The 19,797-nt window shown below is 43.7% G+C and carries 18 protein-coding genes; 7 read left to right on the forward strand and 11 right to left on the reverse strand.

Annotated features, from left to right (window positions below):
* Position 1: 1 nt before the first annotated feature.
* Complete coding sequence (metA, locus tag ABXT42_RS05090; protein WP_443629289.1) at positions 2–931, reverse strand: homoserine O-succinyltransferase MetA; 930 nt, start codon at positions 929–931, stop codon at positions 2–4.
* Between the two features lie 344 nt (positions 932–1,275).
* Between metA and ABXT42_RS05095 the strand changes: the two genes are divergently transcribed.
* The 3 genes from ABXT42_RS05095 to ABXT42_RS05105 all read left to right on the forward strand — a co-directional run bounded on the left by ABXT42_RS05095 (position 1,276) and on the right by ABXT42_RS05105 (position 4,552).
* Positions 1,276–2,466: an ABC transporter substrate-binding protein gene (locus tag ABXT42_RS05095; protein WP_443629290.1), complete on the forward strand. Its 1,191-nt coding sequence runs from the start codon at positions 1,276–1,278 to the stop codon at positions 2,464–2,466.
* Between the two features lie 182 nt (positions 2,467–2,648).
* A complete protein-coding gene (locus tag ABXT42_RS05100) occupies positions 2,649–3,737 on the forward strand; it encodes a hypothetical protein (protein WP_443629291.1) in 1,089 nt (362 codons plus the stop codon).
* A gap of 80 nt (positions 3,738–3,817) precedes the next feature.
* Positions 3,818–4,552: a pseudouridine synthase gene (locus ABXT42_RS05105; RefSeq protein ID WP_443629292.1), complete on the forward strand. Its 735-nt coding sequence runs from the start codon at positions 3,818–3,820 to the stop codon at positions 4,550–4,552.
* Positions 4,553–4,608: 56 nt separating this feature from the next.
* Here the strand turns inward: ABXT42_RS05105 and ABXT42_RS05110 are convergent, their stop codons facing one another.
* The 5 genes from ABXT42_RS05110 to ABXT42_RS05130 all read right to left on the reverse strand — a co-directional run bounded on the left by ABXT42_RS05110 (position 4,609) and on the right by ABXT42_RS05130 (position 9,470).
* The gene (locus ABXT42_RS05110; protein WP_443629293.1) at positions 4,609–5,994 is read right to left on the reverse strand and encodes a branched-chain amino acid ABC transporter permease; all 1,386 of its coding nucleotides are present in this window, start codon (positions 5,992–5,994) and stop codon (positions 4,609–4,611) included.
* Complete coding sequence (locus ABXT42_RS05115) at positions 5,994–7,016, reverse strand: branched-chain amino acid ABC transporter permease (protein WP_443629294.1); 1,023 nt, start codon at positions 7,014–7,016, stop codon at positions 5,994–5,996. Before ABXT42_RS05115 ends, ABXT42_RS05110 begins: the two co-directional genes overlap by 1 nt.
* Before the next feature lie 3 nt (positions 7,017–7,019).
* Positions 7,020–7,724, reverse strand: a complete 705-nt coding sequence (locus tag ABXT42_RS05120; protein ID WP_443629295.1) for an ABC transporter ATP-binding protein — start codon at positions 7,722–7,724, stop codon at positions 7,020–7,022.
* Positions 7,721–8,503, reverse strand: coding sequence for an ABC transporter ATP-binding protein (locus ABXT42_RS05125; protein WP_443629296.1), 783 nt, complete (start codon positions 8,501–8,503; stop codon positions 7,721–7,723). The genes ABXT42_RS05120 and ABXT42_RS05125 overlap by 4 nt, the downstream gene beginning before the upstream one ends.
* Positions 8,504–8,726: 223 nt before the next feature.
* On the reverse strand, positions 8,727–9,470 hold the full coding sequence (locus ABXT42_RS05130; RefSeq protein WP_443629297.1) for a class II aldolase and adducin N-terminal domain-containing protein: 744 nt from the start codon (positions 9,468–9,470) through the stop codon (positions 8,727–8,729).
* A gap of 71 nt (positions 9,471–9,541) precedes the next feature.
* Between ABXT42_RS05130 and ABXT42_RS05135 the strand changes: the two genes are divergently transcribed.
* Positions 9,542–9,889: a VF530 family DNA-binding protein gene (locus ABXT42_RS05135; protein WP_443629298.1), complete on the forward strand. Its 348-nt coding sequence runs from the start codon at positions 9,542–9,544 to the stop codon at positions 9,887–9,889.
* On the opposite strand, the gene ABXT42_RS05140 is transcribed toward ABXT42_RS05135, so the two are convergent.
* Entirely contained in the window at positions 9,886–11,295 is a 1,410-nt protein-coding gene (locus ABXT42_RS05140; protein WP_443629299.1) for a pyridoxal phosphate-dependent decarboxylase family protein, read from the reverse strand. The two genes, ABXT42_RS05135 and ABXT42_RS05140, sit on opposite strands and share 4 nt — an antisense overlap.
* Positions 11,296–11,402: 107 nt before the next feature.
* Between ABXT42_RS05140 and ABXT42_RS05145 the strand changes: the two genes are divergently transcribed.
* The gene (locus tag ABXT42_RS05145) at positions 11,403–12,047 is read left to right on the forward strand and encodes an immunity 22 family protein (RefSeq protein ID WP_443629300.1); all 645 of its coding nucleotides are present in this window, start codon (positions 11,403–11,405) and stop codon (positions 12,045–12,047) included.
* A 44-nt stretch (positions 12,048–12,091) separates the two neighbouring features.
* On the opposite strand, the gene speB is transcribed toward ABXT42_RS05145, so the two are convergent.
* On the reverse strand, positions 12,092–13,030 hold the full coding sequence (gene speB, locus ABXT42_RS05150; RefSeq protein WP_443629301.1) for an agmatinase: 939 nt from the start codon (positions 13,028–13,030) through the stop codon (positions 12,092–12,094).
* Positions 13,031–13,313: 283 nt separating this feature from the next.
* On the opposite strand from speB, the gene ABXT42_RS05155 reads away from it, so the two are divergent.
* Positions 13,314–14,534 carry a M24 family metallopeptidase gene (locus ABXT42_RS05155; RefSeq protein WP_443629302.1) on the forward strand — a complete coding sequence of 407 codons (1,221 nt, stop codon included), beginning with the start codon at positions 13,314–13,316 and terminating at the stop codon, positions 14,532–14,534.
* A gap of 96 nt (positions 14,535–14,630) precedes the next feature.
* On the opposite strand, the gene ABXT42_RS05160 is transcribed toward ABXT42_RS05155, so the two are convergent.
* On the reverse strand, positions 14,631–16,016 hold the full coding sequence (locus tag ABXT42_RS05160) for an 8-oxoguanine deaminase (RefSeq protein WP_443629303.1): 1,386 nt from the start codon (positions 16,014–16,016) through the stop codon (positions 14,631–14,633).
* A gap of 108 nt (positions 16,017–16,124) precedes the next feature.
* On the reverse strand, positions 16,125–17,726 hold the full coding sequence (locus ABXT42_RS05165; protein ID WP_443629304.1) for a GMC family oxidoreductase: 1,602 nt from the start codon (positions 17,724–17,726) through the stop codon (positions 16,125–16,127).
* A 169-nt stretch (positions 17,727–17,895) separates the two neighbouring features.
* Between ABXT42_RS05165 and ABXT42_RS05170 the strand changes: the two genes are divergently transcribed.
* On the forward strand, positions 17,896–18,594 hold the full coding sequence (locus ABXT42_RS05170) for a glycerophosphodiester phosphodiesterase (RefSeq protein ID WP_443629305.1): 699 nt from the start codon (positions 17,896–17,898) through the stop codon (positions 18,592–18,594).
* Here ABXT42_RS05170 and ABXT42_RS05175 read toward each other — a convergent pair.
* Positions 18,583–19,764 carry an MFS transporter gene (locus tag ABXT42_RS05175; protein ID WP_443629306.1) on the reverse strand — a complete coding sequence of 394 codons (1,182 nt, stop codon included), beginning with the start codon at positions 19,762–19,764 and terminating at the stop codon, positions 18,583–18,585. The two genes, ABXT42_RS05170 and ABXT42_RS05175, sit on opposite strands and share 12 nt — an antisense overlap.
* Positions 19,765–19,797 lie beyond the last annotated feature (33 nt).

Consider the following 19,797-nt stretch of genomic DNA (forward strand, 5'->3'; position numbering starts at 1 on the left):
CTTAGTCTAGGGTAGGCTCCATATTTTCCAAATCATAAGGCGTGGCTTGATAGACGCAGTAATTGAGCCAGTTACTAAAGAATAAATAACCATGGCTGCGCCAAGACGCAATAGGTGTAGCGCTGGCATCATCGTTTGGAAAGTAGTTAATGGGCAGCATGGGGTTTAAACCTGCTGTTTGGTCCCTATGATACTCATGTGCCAAAGTTTGAGCACTGTACTCTGGGTGGCCCGTAATATAAACCTGACGCCTATCTTTGCTGGTCATTAAATAAACTCCAGACGCATCAGATTGGGCCAAAATAATAAGGTCTGTATTGGCTTTAATGAAATCTACTGGGAAATCCGCAGTGCGTGACTGGGGCGCTAAAAACTGGTCATCAAAACCTCGGGTAAGAACATCGTGCCCTTCGATAACCGTTTGGCGATATACCCCCGACAGTTTTTGGCTGCGCGTTTGTTTGGGTAAATTGTACAAAGACTTTAAGCCAGCCTGAGCTGCCCAACATAAAAATAGGGTAGAGGTCACATGGGTGCGAGACCATTGTATGATCTCATCTACCTGAGGCCAGTAGGTTACGTCTTCAAACGCTACTAGGCCTAAGGGTGCACCAGTGATGATTAAGCCATCATAGTTTTTATCTTTTATCTGCTCAAAATTACGGTAAAAACTGTTCAGGTGCTCAGAAGGTGTGTTTTTACTGGTGTGGTTATCTACCCTTAATAGCTCGATGTCTACCTGTAAGGATGAGTTGGACAATAGGCGCATGATCTGGGTTTCAGTCTCAATTTTTTTGGGCATCAAATTGAGGATGATTATTTTTTGCGGGCGAATGTCTTGATTTAACGCACGGGTTTCTGTCATAACAAAAACGTTTTCTTGTTGCAGCACGCTGGTGGCAGGTAAAGCATCTGGAATACGAATAGGCATGGGAAACTCTTAAAATAAGTGGTTAAGCAGTAATGGAAGTCATTGTATCAGAATAGCTAAGGCATACTAAAGAGTCAAAATGTCTATAAAAACCATAAATAAACTCAATAATTACACCAAATCTGTTAGAAATGTAGTTTTATGCAACTTAATGTCGTAATTAGGGTTTGAACTTGCCTCTTATTAGCGGATATACTTCTTGCTTCGCTATGGCCATTGGCTGTGAGACGATAGTCAGTGGTTTCGTGATACCTACAATAGGATTTCGGCTACTGGGTTAACCCACAATATAGTGGGTGGCCTTACCCACATCATAAATATAAAATTCCTAGAGGAATAGCTTAATGCAAAACACATTTAAAAAGACACTTCTTGCTACTGCCGCTGCAGCTTTGATCGCAGGCACTGCACATGCTGATATTAAAGTAGGTGTAATTCTTGGCTTTACTGGCCCAATCGAATCATTAACGCCTACCATGGCAGACAGTGCCGAATTGGCCTTTGCTGAAATATCTAATTCTGGCCTATTGCTAGGTGGCGAAAGCATCACTTCTGTGCGCGCTGACTCTACTTGCGTAGACTCTTCTGCTGCTACTGCTGCTGCTGAGCGTTTAGTTAACTCTGACAACGTAGTGGCTATCATGGGCGCTGACTGTTCTGGTGTAACTGGCGCTATCGCTAAAAACGTAGGCGCGCCAAATGGTGTGGCTATGGTTTCTCCTTCTGCAACGTCTCCTGGTTTAACTAACATTGAAGATAACGGTGTATTTTTCCGTACTGCACCTTCTGATGCACGTCAAGGCGTAGTATTGGCAGACATTGTTATGGCTCGTGGCATCGACACAGTCGCTGTAACTTACACTAACAACGACTATGGTAAAGGCCTAGCAGATGCATTTGCTACTGCATACCTTGCTGCTGGCGGCACCATCACTATTGAAGCTGCCCATGAAGATGGCAAAGCAGACTACTCTGCTGAAGTAGGCGCTTTGTCTGCTTCTGGTGCATCTGAGCTAGTGGTTCTTGGTTACCTTGACCAAGGCGGCCGTGGCATCATCCAGTCTTCTTTGGATTCAGGTGCATTTGACCGTTTCATCCTAGCTGACGGCATGATTGGTGCTTCTCTACTAGACGTAGATGGCGGTATTGAAGGTACCTTTGGTACATTGCCTGGTTCTGAGTCACAAGGCGCTGCAATGTTTAACGACGTTGCTGCTGCAGCTGGCCTAGAAGGCACTGCTCCTTATGCTGCACAGTCTTATGATGCTGGCGCGCTGATCGCTTTAGCCATGCAGTCTGCTGGATCTGCTGATCGTGCTGGTATTGTTGCACACCTAACTAAAGTTGCTAACGCTCCTGGCGAAATCATTCTTCCTGGTGAGCTTGCTAAAGGCTTACAGATTTTGGCAGACGGTGGTCAGATCAACTACGAAGGCGCAACCAACGTAGAATTTGATTCTAACGGTGATCCTGCTGGATCGTACCTAGAGCAAGAAGTAAAAGGTGGTGCATTCACTACTGTTAAGGTTCACTAAGCTTAGGCTTAAACCTTAAAAAAAAGCCCCGCTTGGCACATGCTAAGCGGGGTTTTTTTGTGCAAGAATTTATTTGTTTAATAATAGCTAATGTTGACTCTTCGAACTTAAAAGTATTTAATTGGGTATTGAAACGGATGTTTTAATTCACATTGAATAAATCAAAATAATAAGAGGCAAAAATGAAGCGCACACTTATCAACATTGCAATCCTAAGCACGATCTTAGGCACAGGTATGTCCCAAGCAGGTGGTATGGACCGTTCTGGTCAAGACACATCGATTATTTTTAAGGATGGTAATGTATTCGAGGTTACATCAATTTCGGTCAAGCCGAGTGTGTCTGGAACGAATATCAAAGCCGATATGTCAGGTTTCGAAGCTTCAGGTGATGTTACTCCAGATTTTAGTATGACGACAATTGGTGCCAAATTTGACGTTAACGAGCAGATCAGCGTGGCTATTATTCAAGATAATCCTTTTGGTGCCGCTGTAAGCTGGACGGCAGGTCTTCTAGATGGAACTAAAGGAAATGTTGATTCAGATGCCACTACTGCACTAGTTTCTTATGGTGTGTCTGACGCAGTGACTGTTTATGGTGGTTTAAAAAGTCAGTCGGTTACTGTGAGCGCAGCTATCCCATCAAAGAGCTATTCGTTGGTAGGTAGTGAAAGCGCTGCTACGGGTTATGTAGTTGGTGCAGCATTTGAAAAACCAGAAATTGCTTTGCGGGTAGCGCTTACAGTGCACTCAAAAATCACCCACACAATGAGTACATTAGAAAATAGTGTTGCACCAAGTACTATGGATTTTGATACCCCGCAATCGATGAACCTAGACTTTCAAACAGGAATTGCAGAAAATACCTTATTATTTGGCTCTATGCGCCGTGTTAACTGGACCCAGACCGCAGTTTCGCCAACATATTTTGCAGCAGGTAACCCTACAGCCCCAAACTTATTAGATTATGACAAAGACACAACCACTTACAAACTTGGCTTAGGTCGCAAGTTTAACGCGACTTGGTCTGGCGCAGTTACCTATGGGTTTGAAGCGGCCCAAGGTGGGGAGGGAGGTTTATTTTCGCCAACAGACGCTAGTAAAAAAATCGGCTTAGGTGTGACTTACAGTGGTGACCAATTGAGTGCTACTGTAGCAGTACAAAAAACTAACTATGGTGATACAGATGTTTATGCTTCAGGAGTTAAGGTTGGAGCAATGTCTGGTAACACTGGCTTAGTAACTGCAGTTAAAATTGGCTATAAGTTCTAATTTGTATTAATAGACTGTAAACTGCAAAGCCTGATTAAAGAAATTTAATCGGGCTTTTTAATGTCTGAAACTTATTCCCTATGACGCCTGACTCGCCACAATTACTTTCCATCATCTATCAAGATGAAGATCTGGTAGCCATTAACAAACCCAGTGGTTTATTAGTACACCGCAGCCCCATCGATAAACACGAAACCCGTTTTGCAGTGCAAGAGCTACGCAACCAAATAGGCCAGCATGTGTATCCATTGCACCGGCTCGATAAACCTACCTCGGGCGTATTGGTGTTTGCGTTTTCAAATGAGGCGGCTAGTTTTTATAGCCAACAGTTTCGTGAGCATGACATTCGTAAAACATACCTAGCCTTAGTGCGCGGCTATGGCCCACAAAAAGTGATCGTTGATCATGCCCTCACAGATGAAGCCGATGACTATGCAGGTGTAAAAGGGGGAGGCGAGGCGAAAGAGGCACTGACTCATGTAAAGTGTTTAGCACAGTATGAGATACCGCTTTTGGTAGACCGTTATGCCACTACTCGGTTGTCTTTGATGCAGTGTGAGCCTATTACGGGGCGTAAACATCAGATAAGGCGTCATTTAAAGCACCTAGGGCATCCTATAGTGGGTGACTCTCGCCATGGCAAGGGCGTGTTAAATCGTGCCTGTGAGGGCTATTTTGGAGCAGGACGTTTGTGGTTGGCTTGCACTCAAATGGTGCTCATAGCAAGAGATGGCAGTGAGGTGGTGATTAATGCCCCTTTAGCGGCAGATTTTCAGCAACTATTAACGCAGCTTAGTGACTCTAAGCAGCGCTAGAAGTGGGTGGTTTTGAGTTAACCACCCACTTCTAGCTTATACACCCAACAGCTAGCCTACACAGAGTGCAGGCGTGTCTCTTCCGGAATGATGCCCTTGGGCATAAAGCGCATGGTTAATAACAGCACTAAGCCCATAATAAATAAGCGCAAGTGCGGTGCGCTCTTAAGCAGGTGTTTGCGTAAGTCGCTGGTTTGATCCATGCCTGCGGTAATTAGGTCCATAAAGGCAATGGACAAAGGCTCGGCTTCTATCCACATAAACCAAATAAAGAAACCACCAAACACAGCACCTAAGTTATTGCCGCTGCCCCCAATAATCACCATTAGCCATACCAAAAAGGTAAAGCGCAGTGGCTGATATGAAGTGGGGGTAAACTGCCCATCTAAAGTGACTAACATAGCACCTGCAATGCCTACCACAGCACTACCTATCACAAACACTTGTAAGTGCTGGCGTACCACGTTTTTGCCCATGGCATTGGCGGCTTCTTCATTGTCGCGAATGGCTCGCATCATGCGGCCCCAAGGCGAATTTAACGCTTTCATACTTAATAGCAGCACAACCACTAACACCACACTAAAAAGGCCCGTGTAGCATAGCTTTACAAAGATACTAGAGCTTTGAATCACTAATTGATGCAATGCGTCTGCTTGCTGCGAGTCTACAAGGGCTGCTAAACGGCCACTAAACAAAGACTGCACCATATCTACAAACCAAGGTGTAGTTTGTAGCTCAAGCTCAAAAGGCACAGGGCGGTCTAAGCCAGCCACGTTTTTAACGCCACGGGCAAGCCAGTCTTCATTTTTTAACACCGCAATGATGATTTCTGAAATGCCCAAGGTGGCAATAGCAAGGTAATCAGAACGTAAACCTAAGGTGATTTTACCGATGACCCAAGCCACACCAGCAGCCATAATGCCGCCCAACACCCATGAAAAGATAATAGGCATGCCCATGCCACCTAAAAATCCATAAGTAGCAGGATTTACCCGTTCAATAGCATAAACAGCAGGGCTATAAAAATGGTTAATAACAAAGTAGGCACCAATAAATAACACCGCCAAACTTGCTCGGCGTTGCCAGCTTGGCGCCATATTACGGTAAACTAAAATGGCTAAAATGATGGTAATCACTACCAACACAAAGCTTACCGCCATGCCTTGGCCACCCACAGCCCATGCTTCTAACACTGGAGCTTCAGACACTAATACAGCCGCTAAACCGCCCAAGGCAGTAAAGCCCATCACACCTAGATTGAGTAAGCCTGCGTAGCCCCATTGAATGTTCACACCCAAAGACATAATCGCAGAAATAATACATAGGTTTAAAATAGCTAAGGCAAAAGGCCAAGATTGCCCCATGCCTACTGCTAACAGTAATAAACCCATTACTGCAAAGGCAAGTGGAGCGCGGTTTTTTTGATTAAATAGTGCTTTCATTATATTGATTGCCCCTTAAAGATACCCGTTGGGCGAATGAGCAGCACCACCACTAAAATGATGAACGATACTGCAAATTTATAATCGGTGGATAAGAACTGTAATAATCCTGTGGGTTCTAAAGACTCTGGCAATAAGTACATAAAGAACTTTTTATAGGCGTAGGTGACAATCACTTCAGAAAAAGCAATGACAAAACCACCCACTACAGCACCAATAGGGCTGCCGATACCACCCACTATAGCCGCAGCAAACATAGGCAATAACAGCATAAAGTAAGTAAAGGGTTTAAAACTCTTATCCAAACCATACAAGGTGCCAGCGGTAGTGGCTAAGGCTGCTACAATAATCCAAGTGATAAATACCACCCGGTCTGGATTAATACCCGACAGAAGGGCTAAGTCTTTATTATCTGAAAACGCACGCATGGCTTTACCGGTGCGAGTTTTTTGCAAGAAGTAAAACAACGCTGCGACACAAATAATGGTGACGGCTACGGTGAGCACTTGAGTAGACTTAAGGGCTAAACCTTCACTTAGGCCTGTGAATTCTTTAAATTCACGGGGTCTAAAAATAAATTTCGTACCATCCATAAAGCGTTGGTCACCAGGGCCTATGATAAAACGCACTATGGCGTTTGTCATAAACATTACACCTGTAGACACGATGACAAAAATTACTGGAGCACTATTTTTAGTGCGGTAAAATTTATACACAGTTTTATCAAAGGCTAGGTTTAAAGCCACCGCACCTAAAATGCCAAAGGGTAGGGCGAGTAATGCAGTAGGTAGTGGGCCAAAGCTAATGCCCATAGACTGAAAACCCCAAGTGACTAGGATAACCATCATGGTGCCAAAGGCCATCATGTCGCCATGGGCAAAGTTAGAAAAGCGCAAAATGCCATAAACCATGGTGATACCCAAAGCACCTAAAGCTAATTGGGCACCATAAGAAATAGCAGGCACAAGTACAAAGTTTGAAAATAAAACAATGGCATTTAAAACATCAACAAATTCTGGCATTACTTAACCCCCCAAAAAGGTGCGTCGCACCACAGGATTAGCCAGTAGTTCGTCACCACTGCCTGTGTGTTTATTAGTACCTGTTACTAAAACATACCCTTTGTCGGCTATATTTAAAGCTTGGGCTGCATTTTGTTCAACCATCAACACGGCGATGCCTTGTTTTTTAACTTCTAAGATACGGTCAAACAATTCATCCATCACAATAGGAGACACACCCGCTGTAGGCTCATCTAACATGAGCACGCTAGGCTGTGTCATCATGGCGCGGCCCACTGCCACTTGTTGGCGTTGACCACCGGACAGTTCGCCTGCGTTTTGGCGGCGCTTTTGTTTCAAAATAGGGAATAGTTCGTACACTTGTTCCATGGTTTCACTAAAGTTATCCGTGCGTAAAAAAGCGCCCATTTCTAGGTTCTCTTCTACAGTCATGCCGCCAAATACATTGTGAGTTTGGGGAACAAAGGCAATGCCTTGTCCCACACGATCTTGAGGCGACATATGAGTGATGTCTTTGCCACCTAGAGTCACGCTGCCTTCGCGTAGGTTAAGCATGCCAAGTAAGGCTTTCATAGCGGTGGATTTGCCTGCGCCATTAGGGCCCACAATCACGGCAATTTCACCTTTGTCTACAGACAAAGAACAGCCGTTAAGGATGTCTGCACCGCCATAGCCACCGCGTAATTGATCTGCTACTAAATAGCTCATGCGCTCACCTTTGGTTTGTTCTTCAGGCCCGTGCCTAAATAGGCTTCAATAACGGCCTCATTAGCAATGACTTCTTTGGCCGTGCCTTGAGCTAACACAGAACCTTCGGCCATGACGATCACAGGGTCACATAAGCGCCCAATAAAATCCATGTCATGTTCTATCATACAAAAGGTATAGCCTTTTTCTTGATTCAAGCGAACAATAGCCTCGCCAATTTCACGCAGTAAAGAGCGGTTCACACCAGCGCCTACTTCGTCTAGCAACACTACCTTTGCATCCACCATCATGGTGCGACCTAGCTCTAGGAGCTTCTTTTGGCCACCAGAAAGGTTACCTGCTAATTCTTGAGCGACATGGCCCAAGTTTAGAAAGTCGATCACTTCCATGGCTTTATCACGTACTTTTGCTTCTTGTTCGCGCACCAGTGACGGGCGAAACCAAGCGTCCATCAGCTTTTCGCCAGCTTGTTGTGACGGCACCATCATCAGGTTATCTAATACGGTTAAGGTGCCAAACTCATGGGCAATTTGAAAGGTGCGCAGTAAGCCTTTATGAAAAAGCTCGTAAGGGGGCACGCCAGTGACGTCTTCACCATCTAGGAATATGTGCCCAGAAGTTGGCGCTAGGTTACCTGCGATCATGTTAAATAATGTGGTTTTACCAGCCCCGTTAGGGCCTATGAGTCCGGTGATGGACCCTTTAGCTATTTCGATGGAGGCGTTATTAACGGCGTGCACGCCACCAAAACGTTTACTCACTGATTCGACTTTAATCATGGGTATCCTGTGATCTCAAGGGGACAGTTGGTTAAATTGGTTTGACCAATGTTGAGATTTTTATAGTTATCGCTTTATGTAATAAAGCTGACGCAAAGGTCAGCTTTATAGCTGGCGTAATTATACGGACTAACGATAGGCAGTAAAAGACGAGATTGCTCAAAAGAGCTTCAATTACAGAATTAACAAACTCAATGTCGCTTTCATTATACTTCAGGCAAGATTACAAGCGGTATGAGCTATCTTCAGCATCCAGAATAGCCATGAGCTCATTTAAATGCTGCTGGCCAAAATCAAACCCATAATCTTGCCATTGTTGTGCTGTTTTTTCAGCAACTTCATGAGTGACCGGATCCAGAGGCTGACCTGTGGCATAACAATCTAATAAGGTGCGACACGCTCTTTCAAAGTAGTAAATGTCATCAAAACATTGTGCGATACTGTTGGCAATCACTAACACGCCATGATTACCCATGAGCAAAATGCGCTTATCTCCCATACACTTGCTAAGGCGCTGTGCTTCGTTGCCCAAACCCATACCATCAAAGCCTGTATCAATAGCCACGCGCTGATAAAAACGCATAGCGTTTTGGTCTATGGGATATAAAGTTTTGTCTTTTAAGCAAGCTAAGGCAGTAGCATATCGAGGGTGGAGGTGCATAATGCAACGCGCATCAGCAAAATCACGGTGCAGTGCACCATGAATGGCCCAAGTCGTCGGATCTGGAGCATTAGCTTGATTCATGGTGTCAGGGTTGTTGGCGTCTAACAGCAGCAATTCACTGGCTTTAATGGTGCTAAAGTGGCGACCTTGAGGGTTACATAAAAATTGTTGACCATCATCTGACACGGCAACACTGAAATGATTGGCAATGGATTCATGCATATCCATCTTTGCAGTTAAGCGAAAACACGCTGCCAGCTCAACTTTAGCTTGTTGTATTGCAGTGAGTTTTGAGCGGCTCATGTTAATACCTGTTGTTTAGTGACTTCATGTTGGTGATAATAGGCCCAATGTTTTGTCATGTGAAGTAAATTATGAACACTGAGCAACCTCGTAACCCGCTGCACGGCGTAAAGTTAGAGCAAATTATAACAGACCTTGTGGACACTTTTGGTTGGGAAGTATTAGCTGATCAGGTCAATATAAAGTGCTTTAGGGATAACCCTAGCGTTAAATCTAGTCTTAAATTTCTACGCAAAACCCTCTGGGCTAGAGATAAAGTAGAATCGCTTTATGTTTATGCCATAGTGCGTGGCAAACCACTAAGATCTCAAGCGGATTACCAGGCACAGATTAATTCATCCCCCAAAGCCACAGTTTCCAAACCTGCAGTAAAAAAACCGACATCAACCAATAGCAATATCTGGAAAACCTCTAGTTAGCTTGCGTTAACCAGGGCTTCACCAGTTTTAATGCAGTGGCTAAGCAGGCGTTCTATATCGCTTTTTTGAGTGTCACTGTTTGCTAATATAAGGCGGATACCTGTTTTGCCCTGATATTTAGCATAATCAACAAAAGCACCCCCTTGTGCTTGCATGGTTTTGCAAATAGAGATGTTTAATGCTCGGAGCTCTTCTTCGTTTAAGGCAGCTTCTGGGCGATATTGAAACAATATATTGAGATAGGGTGAAGGCCCAATCATGTGCAATTCAGGTGATGCAGTGATCGTATTGACGCAGCTTTGCTTTATGTCTTGTAAGTGATCAATCTTGTCGGAAAAACCTTTGTTGCCAATCGCTTTCCAGCTTAACCATACTTTTAAAGAGTCGGCACGTCGGCCACATTGAATAGATTTTTGACCTAGATTATAGGCGGCATTTTCATCGCTATGGAAAAGATAATCGCCACCACCCCCACCACATGTTTGCTCCAACATACCTTGATGACGAGTTAGCACAACAGCTGCCGTAATAGGCACATTCATAAGTTTGTGAGCATCCCATGCAAAAGAATCAGCTAGTTCGCACCCCTTTAACAAATGTTTATGAGTTGGTGAAAACAATATAGGCGCTCCCCATGCACCATCAATATGCAACCAAATATTATATTTGTCGGCAATAGCTCTACATTCTGGTACTGGGTCGAAGGCTCCCAGCACGGTTGTGCCTGCTGTAAGGCCAATATAAAAAGGCTTGTGTCCTTGTTTAATGCTTAGCTCAATGGCCTCTGATAGTGCAGCAGGGCATAACCGGCCTTGATCATCTGAAGCCACAGCAATTAGATTGTCTGTGCCTATGCCCAAAACATTGACTGCTTTTTGGCCAGAGTAATGTGCTTGATCTGACACAAAGGCCACTAATTTTTGAGAGGTAGAACCTTTGGTCTTAAGCTCAGGACAAGCATGATGACGAGCCATCATCATGCCAATAAGGTTGGCTTGGCTGCCACCAGACACCATAATGCCATCACCTGTTTTAGAGTCGGTAGTAAAGCCTATTAAACGATTCCATTGGTTTATGAGTTCTTGTTCCATCAAAGTGGCTACAGGACTCATCTGGTAAGTGTGCATGTTTGCGTTGCTAAGGCTGGTTATCCAATCGCCAAATAGTGCGGGGTCATTTCGGCCGGAATAGAGTAGTTTAAAAAAATCTACCTGAGCACTGTCCGGTTGATAAGTTAAATACTGGCTTGCAGCTTGTTCTAATGCGTCTATATCTGCACCTTCAAAGCCTAAGCTAAAATCGACAACTTCTGTAAGATTTTTGGCACTTATAGGCTCGCTTACAGCTCGATCTTGGCGAAAATGTTCTGTAGCTAGATGTTGAAAAATGTTTAAATATTGTTGCATTGTTAGTCCCTTATAAAAGCAAATTTGATTGTAGGATTAAGGTGTATGTGTTATTTTTCCGCCACTACCATCTCTATTCCCTTAGCACGAATATTTAGGCGTCATTAATGGTTTCATCTACTACTCCAACAGACATCACAGAACTTCCTAACTTTGAAAAACACGGCAAAGTGTCTGTTTGGTGCTCTACTACAAGCTACGACACCATTCCAGATAGTTACTTTGAAGAAGATGATCAAGGATTAGATGCCTTTGCAAAAAATTTTTCCATCAGCGAATATGACCATGAAAACATGGAAACTAATGGTGTTGCAAGTGGTACGGCGTTAGTAAAAAGCATTATTGAAGACTGCTCTTATTCTAGTGCATATGGTGAAGGCGTTATTCATAAAATTAACAAAATGGGCCATGCACAAGTGAGCTGGATTATTTTGTTGTTTGATTTTGAATATCGCAATAAGCTCACCAAAATTCATGAAGACGACTTTTTACAATACGTCGGCTCTTTTGTCTATGATATGGACTCTACAAGCTTAGCTGAGCAAGAGCAGATAGAGGCCGCTAGAGAAGCAAAGCGCTTATTGGAAGCCCAGCTGTTGCTAGAAACACAGGCGGCGTTAGTTGAAGCTGATGCAGCTGCAGAATCTGCACCTACAATAATACCGGTAGTGCCAAAAGCTGCAACTTTGAAGGTGTCTGAAGCTGAGCCAGAAAGAATCCAACCTAAAGGGCATAACCCTTGGTTGAAATAAATCGGAAATGACTTATCAATAGTTAAGCAATAGTGTGTCTGGGTCTATAAGCTTTTTTGATGTTTTTTGTGAGCCAAAAGGTACAAAAACTCTAACAGTAAAGTGGCTCCTGCCAATGCAGTAATATCTGCATGATCATAGGCAGGATTGACTTCCACTAAGTCAAAACCTACGATGTTGACGTCTTTTAAACCACGAATAATTCTCAAGGCTTTGTCTGTAGTTAAGCCACCTACTACGGGTGTGCCAGTGCCTGGTGCGTAAGCAGGGTCTAGGCAATCAATGTCAAAGGTCAAGTAGACAGGTAGGTCTCCTACTCGTTTTATGATTGCTGCAGCAATGTCATCGGCACTGGAGTCATTAGCTTGTGCTGCATCAATCACTTCAAATTCATGATCTTGCGGCCTGTATTCTGTGCGAATACCCACTTGAATTGAATGGTCAGGGTCTATTAAACCCTGCTTAGGGGCATGGTAAAACATGCTGCCATGATCTATTTCTGTATCGTTAGGGTAGGTGTCTGTGTGGGCATCAAAATGCACAAGTGCCATTTTTCCATAATGTTTAGCGTGGGCTCTAAGTAATGGTAGGGCCACATAGTGATCGCCACCAATACTCACCATGTGAGTGCCAGAACTAATAATGTTTTGCGCATGCACCTCTATTTGCAGGTTGAGATCTTCAGGGCTACCTGGAATAAAATCTAAATCTCCATAATCTGCTACAGTAAGGTATTTGAAAGCATCAAATCCCCAAGGCCAGCGCCTTCCTTCCCAACCTACATTACTACTGGCCTGGCGCACTGCGTTAGGGCCTAGGCGAGTTCCTGCACGGCCTGTAGTTGCCAAATCAAATGGTAATCCAACAATAGCAGCATCAAAATTTTGACTCATATCGCGTGTGAGAGGTCGGGCCAAAAAGGTAAATTGGTTGGCATACATAGAGATGATAGTTGGATCACCGATCAACTTGTTTTTGGCCATGTCATTAAGTCTCGATTACATCTGTTGTGAATAATGCACAATATCGCCAATCTAAATGTATATTGCAAGATTTTGCTACCCCGATGGTAAGTTAATAATCTCAAAAATAATTAGGTGTCAGCCTTACGGTATTATTATTAATATAATAAATGATTGAATTTAATTTATTTATTTTACTAATAGATAGATAAAAACTAAACTGCCACCAGTTTGTACTGCTAAGTGAATTTTTAGTAGCTACAGTGTTATTAATTGAGTTGTGTGTAAAGAATAGGTGAATACAATGAATCCACAAAATATGCCTCGTACTATCGAAATCCCCAACGGTCAAAAAGTTGTGGCCACTTTTTCTAAGCAAGAGCTAAGTAACCGTCTTGCCAAGCTACGTGCGCACATGGCAACAGCTAATTTAGATGCTGTAGTCTTTACCTCGTATCACAACATCAACTACTTTTCAGACTTTGTATATTGTCGCTTTGGTCGTGACTATGGTTTAGTTGTTACACAAGACAACTACACTACCGTTACTGCTAATATCGATGGCGGTCAGCCATTTCGTCGTAACCAGTTAGGTGACAACGTGGTTTATACCGATTGGCAAAAAGGTAACTTTTTTGTTGCCCTTAAAAACTTGATTAAACCAGGCAGCCGCATTGGCGTAGAGTATGACCATATGCCTTTGGCAACGATGGACATTGTAAAAGCTACTTTCCCAACCTCGCAGTTTACTGATATTGGTGTGCCAACCATGCAGATGCGCATGATCAAGTCTGCTGAAGAAATTGCAGTGATCAAGCATGGCTCGCGCATTGGTGACATTGGTGGTGCAGCTATCCGTGATGCTATTGGGGTAGGTGTGCCAGAATACGAAGTGGCTTTGGCAGGCACCCAAGCGATGATCCGTGAAATTGCTAAAACCTTTCCAGATGGTGAGCTCATGGACACTTGGGTTTGGTTTCAGTCAGGTATGAACACCGATGGTGCCCACAATCCAGTCACCAGTCGTAAGATTGAAGCTGGCGATATTTTAAGCCTTAACTGCTTTCCAATGATTGCAGGTTATTACACGGCACTTGAGCGTACTTTGTTTTCTGAGCATGCCAGTGATCGTCATTTAGAGCTATGGGAAATTAACTGCAAGGTACATCGTCGTGGCTTAGAGTTGGTTAAACCTGGTGTGAAATGTAGTGATGTAGCCCATGAGCTAAATGAAATTTTTGCTGAGCACGATGTATTGGAATACCGCACGTTTGGCTATGGGCATTCTTTTGGAACCCTTAGTCATTACTACGGGCGTGAAGCCGGTCTTGAATTCCGTGAAGACGTAGACACAGTGTTGGAGCCTGGCATGGTGGTTTCTATTGAACCTATGATCATGTTGCCAGAGGGTATGGCAGGCGCTGGTGGTTATCGTGAGCATGACATTTTAGTGGTAGGTGACGAAGGCGCAGAGAACATCACTAAGTTCCCATTTGGGCCAGAGCACAACATTATTAAAGGCTAATTAGCTTTTAGCTAGAATATAAAAAGCCAGCTTACTCGATTGATCAAGCTGGCTTTTTTATGCTTGGCATATCACATGATGAAGTGAGGGTTCAGGCTATATTTTTGCAACCAAAGCACGTGCCGCAGCACCGTGCTGTTGTAACAACGGCCCCACATCTAAACCTTCAATGACACCGTATTTTACGCGCCATTTACCCGCCACCATTACGTGCTGCGCTTTATGCGCGCCGCATAATAATAAGGCTGCTAATGGATCATGACTGCCGCTAAAGCGCATCTCATCTAGTTTAAAACAAGCAATATCTGCCTGTTTCCCCACTTCCAATGAACCAATGTCACTGCGGCCTAACATTTTAGCACTACCTTTTGTTGCCCAACGATAAGCGTCAAAGTGGCTTACTTGTGCACCATACTTTAAGCGTTGTAAGTATAAAGCTTGGCGCACTTCTTGGATCATATTCGAGCCATCATTTGAGGCTGACCCATCTACTCCCAAGCCTACAGGGCATCCTGCTGCTTCTAATTCCTGCACAGGTGCCATGCCAGAGGCTAGCATCATATTTGAGGTAGGGCAGTGGCAGATACCAGTGCCGGCAGCGCCTAAACGTTTAATTTCATCATCGTTAAAGTGAATGCCATGGGCTAACCAGGTCTGTGGGCCCAACCAACCCACGCTATCAAGGTAATCCACCGTGCGTAACCCAAAGCGTTGTAGGCAAAAATTCTCTTCATCTATGGTTTCAGCTAAATGAGTGTGGAGCATTACATTGTGCTGAGCTGCAAGGGTTGCAGAATTGCGCATTAATTCAGGTGTCACTGAAAAAGGTGAGCAAGGAGCTAGAGCCACTTGCAACATACTGCCTTCTCTAGGGTCGTGATACCGTTTAATAACGCGCTCGCTGTCGGCTAAGATTGTGTCTTCTTGTTGCACTGTGCTTTGTGGTGGTAAGCCGCCATCATTCACTCCCAAACTCATGGAGCCACGGGTCATAGTCATACGAATACCAATGCTTGCTGCAGCTTCTGCTTGTATATCCATAGCTTGCGTTAGGGCTTCAGGAAACAAGTAGTGATGATCTGCAGCTGTGGTGCAACCAGATAACAGTAGCTCCGCTAAAGCCAAGCGCGTAGCTTGATATAGCATGTCAGGCTCTAATCCTGCCCATACTGGATAAAGGCTGGTAAGCCAGCCAAATAAAGGCTTGTTAAGTGCTTGGGGTAAGGCGCGTGTTAAGGTTTGGTAAAAATGGTGATGACCATTGATTAAACCAGGCAAAATGACTAACTCGCCACATTCCATCACCTCATCATAGCTAGATTTTGGCTGCTGTCCTTTGGCTACCAATTCTATTACTTTTTGTCCTTTTACTACCAACCCACCTTCGGCACTATCAGCTAAAATAGCAAGAGGGTTTTTAAGCCAAACTGAATGGCTTGATGATGGGTTAGGTAATGGATGTAGTGATGATTCGTTAGGCATAGGAGGTTGATCTTCCAAATGATTGCGCAGTATTATTTGCGTTTCAAAATATAGTATCTTCAGTATAAATGCTAGAACTACGCTGAAGTTTATTGATTGTTTTATGTTTTAACGATGCAAAATCATATCAGCAGCTTTTTCTGCGATCATAATGGTTGGGGCATTGGTGTTGCCTGATGTAATTGTTGGCATGATGGAAGCATCTACAACACGCAGACCTTGTACACCTTTAACTTTCAAATCTATACCCACTACAGCTTGATCATCTGAGCCCATCCGGCAAGTGCCTACTGGGTGGAATATAGTAGTGCCTATATCACCAGCGACCTTAGCTAAATCTGCATCTGATTGGTAATTGGTACCTGGTTTTATTTCATTGGGTTTATATTTTTTCATCACCGGTTGTTGAGCGATATGGCGAGCTAATCTAATGGCATTGCTAGCCACCTGTTTGTCATACTCGGTGCTGAGATAATTTGGATTAATACAGGGGTGAACCTTTGGGTCAGCAGAAATAATGTGGCTTGAGCCGCGGCTTTGTGGACGCAATGGAACGATGCTTGCGGTGAAAGCTGGAAAGGGGTGCAGTGGGTCACCAAACTTATCCAAAGACAAGGGTTGAACATGGAATTCTAAATCTGCAGTTTTGACGTCATCGCTTGATTTTGCAAAAATACCTAATTGGCTTGGAGCCATAGACATAGGCCCTTTGCGTGACAGTAAATATTCAAGTCCAATGCCTATTTTACCCAACGTTGTGCCGGCACGCTGGTTAAGTGTCAATATATTTTCAACTTTAAAGACCACCCGAAGCTGAAGGTGGTCCTGCAAATTTTCTCCAACTTCATTACTTTGGTGGACTACTTCGATGCCCGCTTTAAGTAAATGTTTAGGATTACCAATGCCAGATAGTTCAAGAATTTGGGGCGATCCAATAGAGCCAGCACAAAGAATCACTTCGCCATTGGTATGATATGTCATCGGGCGGCCCTTCACTAAAGCTTCTACACCACAGGCTCGCTTTTCACTAAACATCACTCGTTGTACTTGTGCATGAGTAATTATTGTTAGGTTTTTTCTATGTTTGATGGGTCGTAAAAATCCCTTTGAAGTATTCCATCGCCAACCATTCTTTTGGTTTACCTTAAAATACGAAGAGCCCTCATTATCACCTAAATTAAAGTCTTCAATTTTATCTATCCCAGCCTGCATTGCGGCATCACGGTATGCATCTAAAATATCCCAAGAAAGGCGTTGCTTGTCTACTCGCAATTCTCCACCAATACCGTGAAAATCACTGGCACCTGCATAGTAGTCTTCTGATTTTTTAAAGTAGGGCAACACGTCATCCCAACCCCAACCCAGATTTCCCATATCACGCCAGCTGTCATAATCACTGGACTGGCCTCGCATGTAGATCATACCGTTAATGGATGAACATCCACCTAAAACTCTCCCCCTAGGGTAGTTTATTTCTCGGCTATTTAGGCCCTTTTGTTTGCTTGTTTTGAAGCCCCAGTCCGTGCGTGGGTTACCCATGCAGTATAAGTATCCCACTGGAATGTGTATCCAAATGTAATTATCATTACCACCGGCTTCTAATAACAAAACTTTGTTATGCGGGTTACTAGAAAGTCGATTTGCAAGCACACAGCCTGCGGATCCACCACCTACAATAATGTAATCGAAGTTTGAGTTGTTTGTGACCATGACATTGCCTACCGTGCCTTTTGTTTGAGTTTATCAACAACTTGATGGTTTAGACAGGTGTTGAAAAAATAGCAGTCCATGGGTTCAAACGAGTAAAAAGTCGCTTGGAAAGTTTCAAATATAAAGGCACAATACGATTCTATTTAATCTATGTAGCTTAGAGTCTCTAATGCAGTTATTTGCTCATCGAGGTATCAGTGATCTAGCCCCAGAAAACACTATGGAGGCCTTTAAGTTGGCATTGCATCAGCAGTGTGATGGCATAGAACTTGATGTAAGACTGATGTCTGGCACTGTGGTAGTGATGCACGATAGCACGGTAAATCGCACGACAAATGGTGAGGGCTTTGTCAATCAATTCACTCCCCTAACATGGCAGCGCCTTGATGCAGGTGATGGCCAGCCTCCGCCAAGTCTACGACAAGTGTTAGAGCTGGTTAGGGGAGTATGTGTAGTCAATATTGAACTTAAGTCTGCGGACTTAATTCATCAAGTGGCTAACGAAATAAAGCATGCTGTAGGCCAATTAAATTTTGAATGGGCACAGTTATGTGTGTCCGCATTTGACCACCGTTTATTGGCGGAACTAAAGATGTTGTTACCCGCCCTTAATATTGCCCCCCTTATTGCCTCATGTCCTGTTTCATTGGCCTTTTTAGCTCATGATATGGGTGCTGATGCCTTGCATAGCTATACAGAAACTACTGATGCACAACTTGTTGATGACGCGCACGCTCGCGGTCTATTGGTGCGCGTTTACACTGTGAAAGAAGCTGAAGAACTGCTGCGTTTAAAACATCTGGGTATTGATGCTGCATTTGTAAATGATGTCGCTTGGGCTAGGCAAGTGCTAAATCTAAGCGACTGATTTTTTATTACTCCACCAAATCACAAGTAACAATAACACTAAAAACGGTATGCTCATTAAGTTAATGCTTTTCCAATCACTCATGCTTAAAAGCCAACCAGCAGACAATGATGCAATAGCTTGTACGCCAAATACCATCAGCTCGTTAAACCCTTGCGCACGAAATTTTTCTGCTTCTTTATAGGTAGTAATTAGCAGTGATGTGCTACTTACAAATAAGAAATTCCAACCTAGACCTAATGAAACCAAACTAATCCAATAACCTGTGACGCTTTGATTGACTTGGCTAACACCAATGCATATGGCGATAGCCAATATACCTAGTAGCATAATTTTTCTGTGGCCATATTTTGTGATCCATTTACCAACGAATAAAGAGGGTAAAAACATGCCCACTATATGCCATTGAATGACAATACTTGTATCGTCCATGCTATGGCCATTCATAACGTGCATGCTCAGTGGTGTGGCTGTCATGAGAAACACCATAAGCGCATAAGACAAGGTAGCTGCTAACACAGCTAGTATAAAATTTGGTTGCTGTGCTAATTGCCTAATAGTTCTGCCTGTCGTGTAGTCTTTAGTTGTTGATTGAAGCGTTGGGGCCTGCATCCATAACAAAATGATAGCGGGTATTAATACTAATATGGCTAAGGCTAAGTATGAGCCCACAAACGCATGTTGTGGAATCCAATTATGGGCATAATTGACTATGTTAGGCCCTAAAAATGCCCCTGCAATACCTGATAGTAAAATGGCTGATATTGCCTGTGGAGCGATTTCTATTGCCACACTCTCTGCAGCTGCAAAACGATAGTGTTGTACGAAAGCATAGCTAAGCCCCAAGCTTAGACATGAGAAGCAATAGAGCCAAAAGTGGCTTTGCCATATAGCTGTGGCGCCTAGTAAAGCTGATGCTGCGGCAAGAACTGCTGCACCAATAAAGCCCACCTTGCGGCCTTTTTTACTCATAAACATAGCTGCAGGCCAGGTGCCCATTGCCGTGCCAATAACTGAAGCTGCTACAGGTAAGGTGGCCATAGTAATGGAAGGCGCTAAAAGAGCACCAATAATGCCACCTAAGAAAAAAGTGACAGAGGCTCCAGCAAACGAAAAAGCATGAGAAACGGATAGCAACCATACATTGCGACTAAGGTTTTTGTAGAGCATATAGATGAGTTATATTGATTTGCTAAGAGGCAC

The organism is Candidatus Njordibacter sp. Uisw_002, from assembly GCF_047730155.1.
GTDB lineage: Bacteria > Pseudomonadota > Gammaproteobacteria > Pseudomonadales > Balneatricaceae > Njordibacter.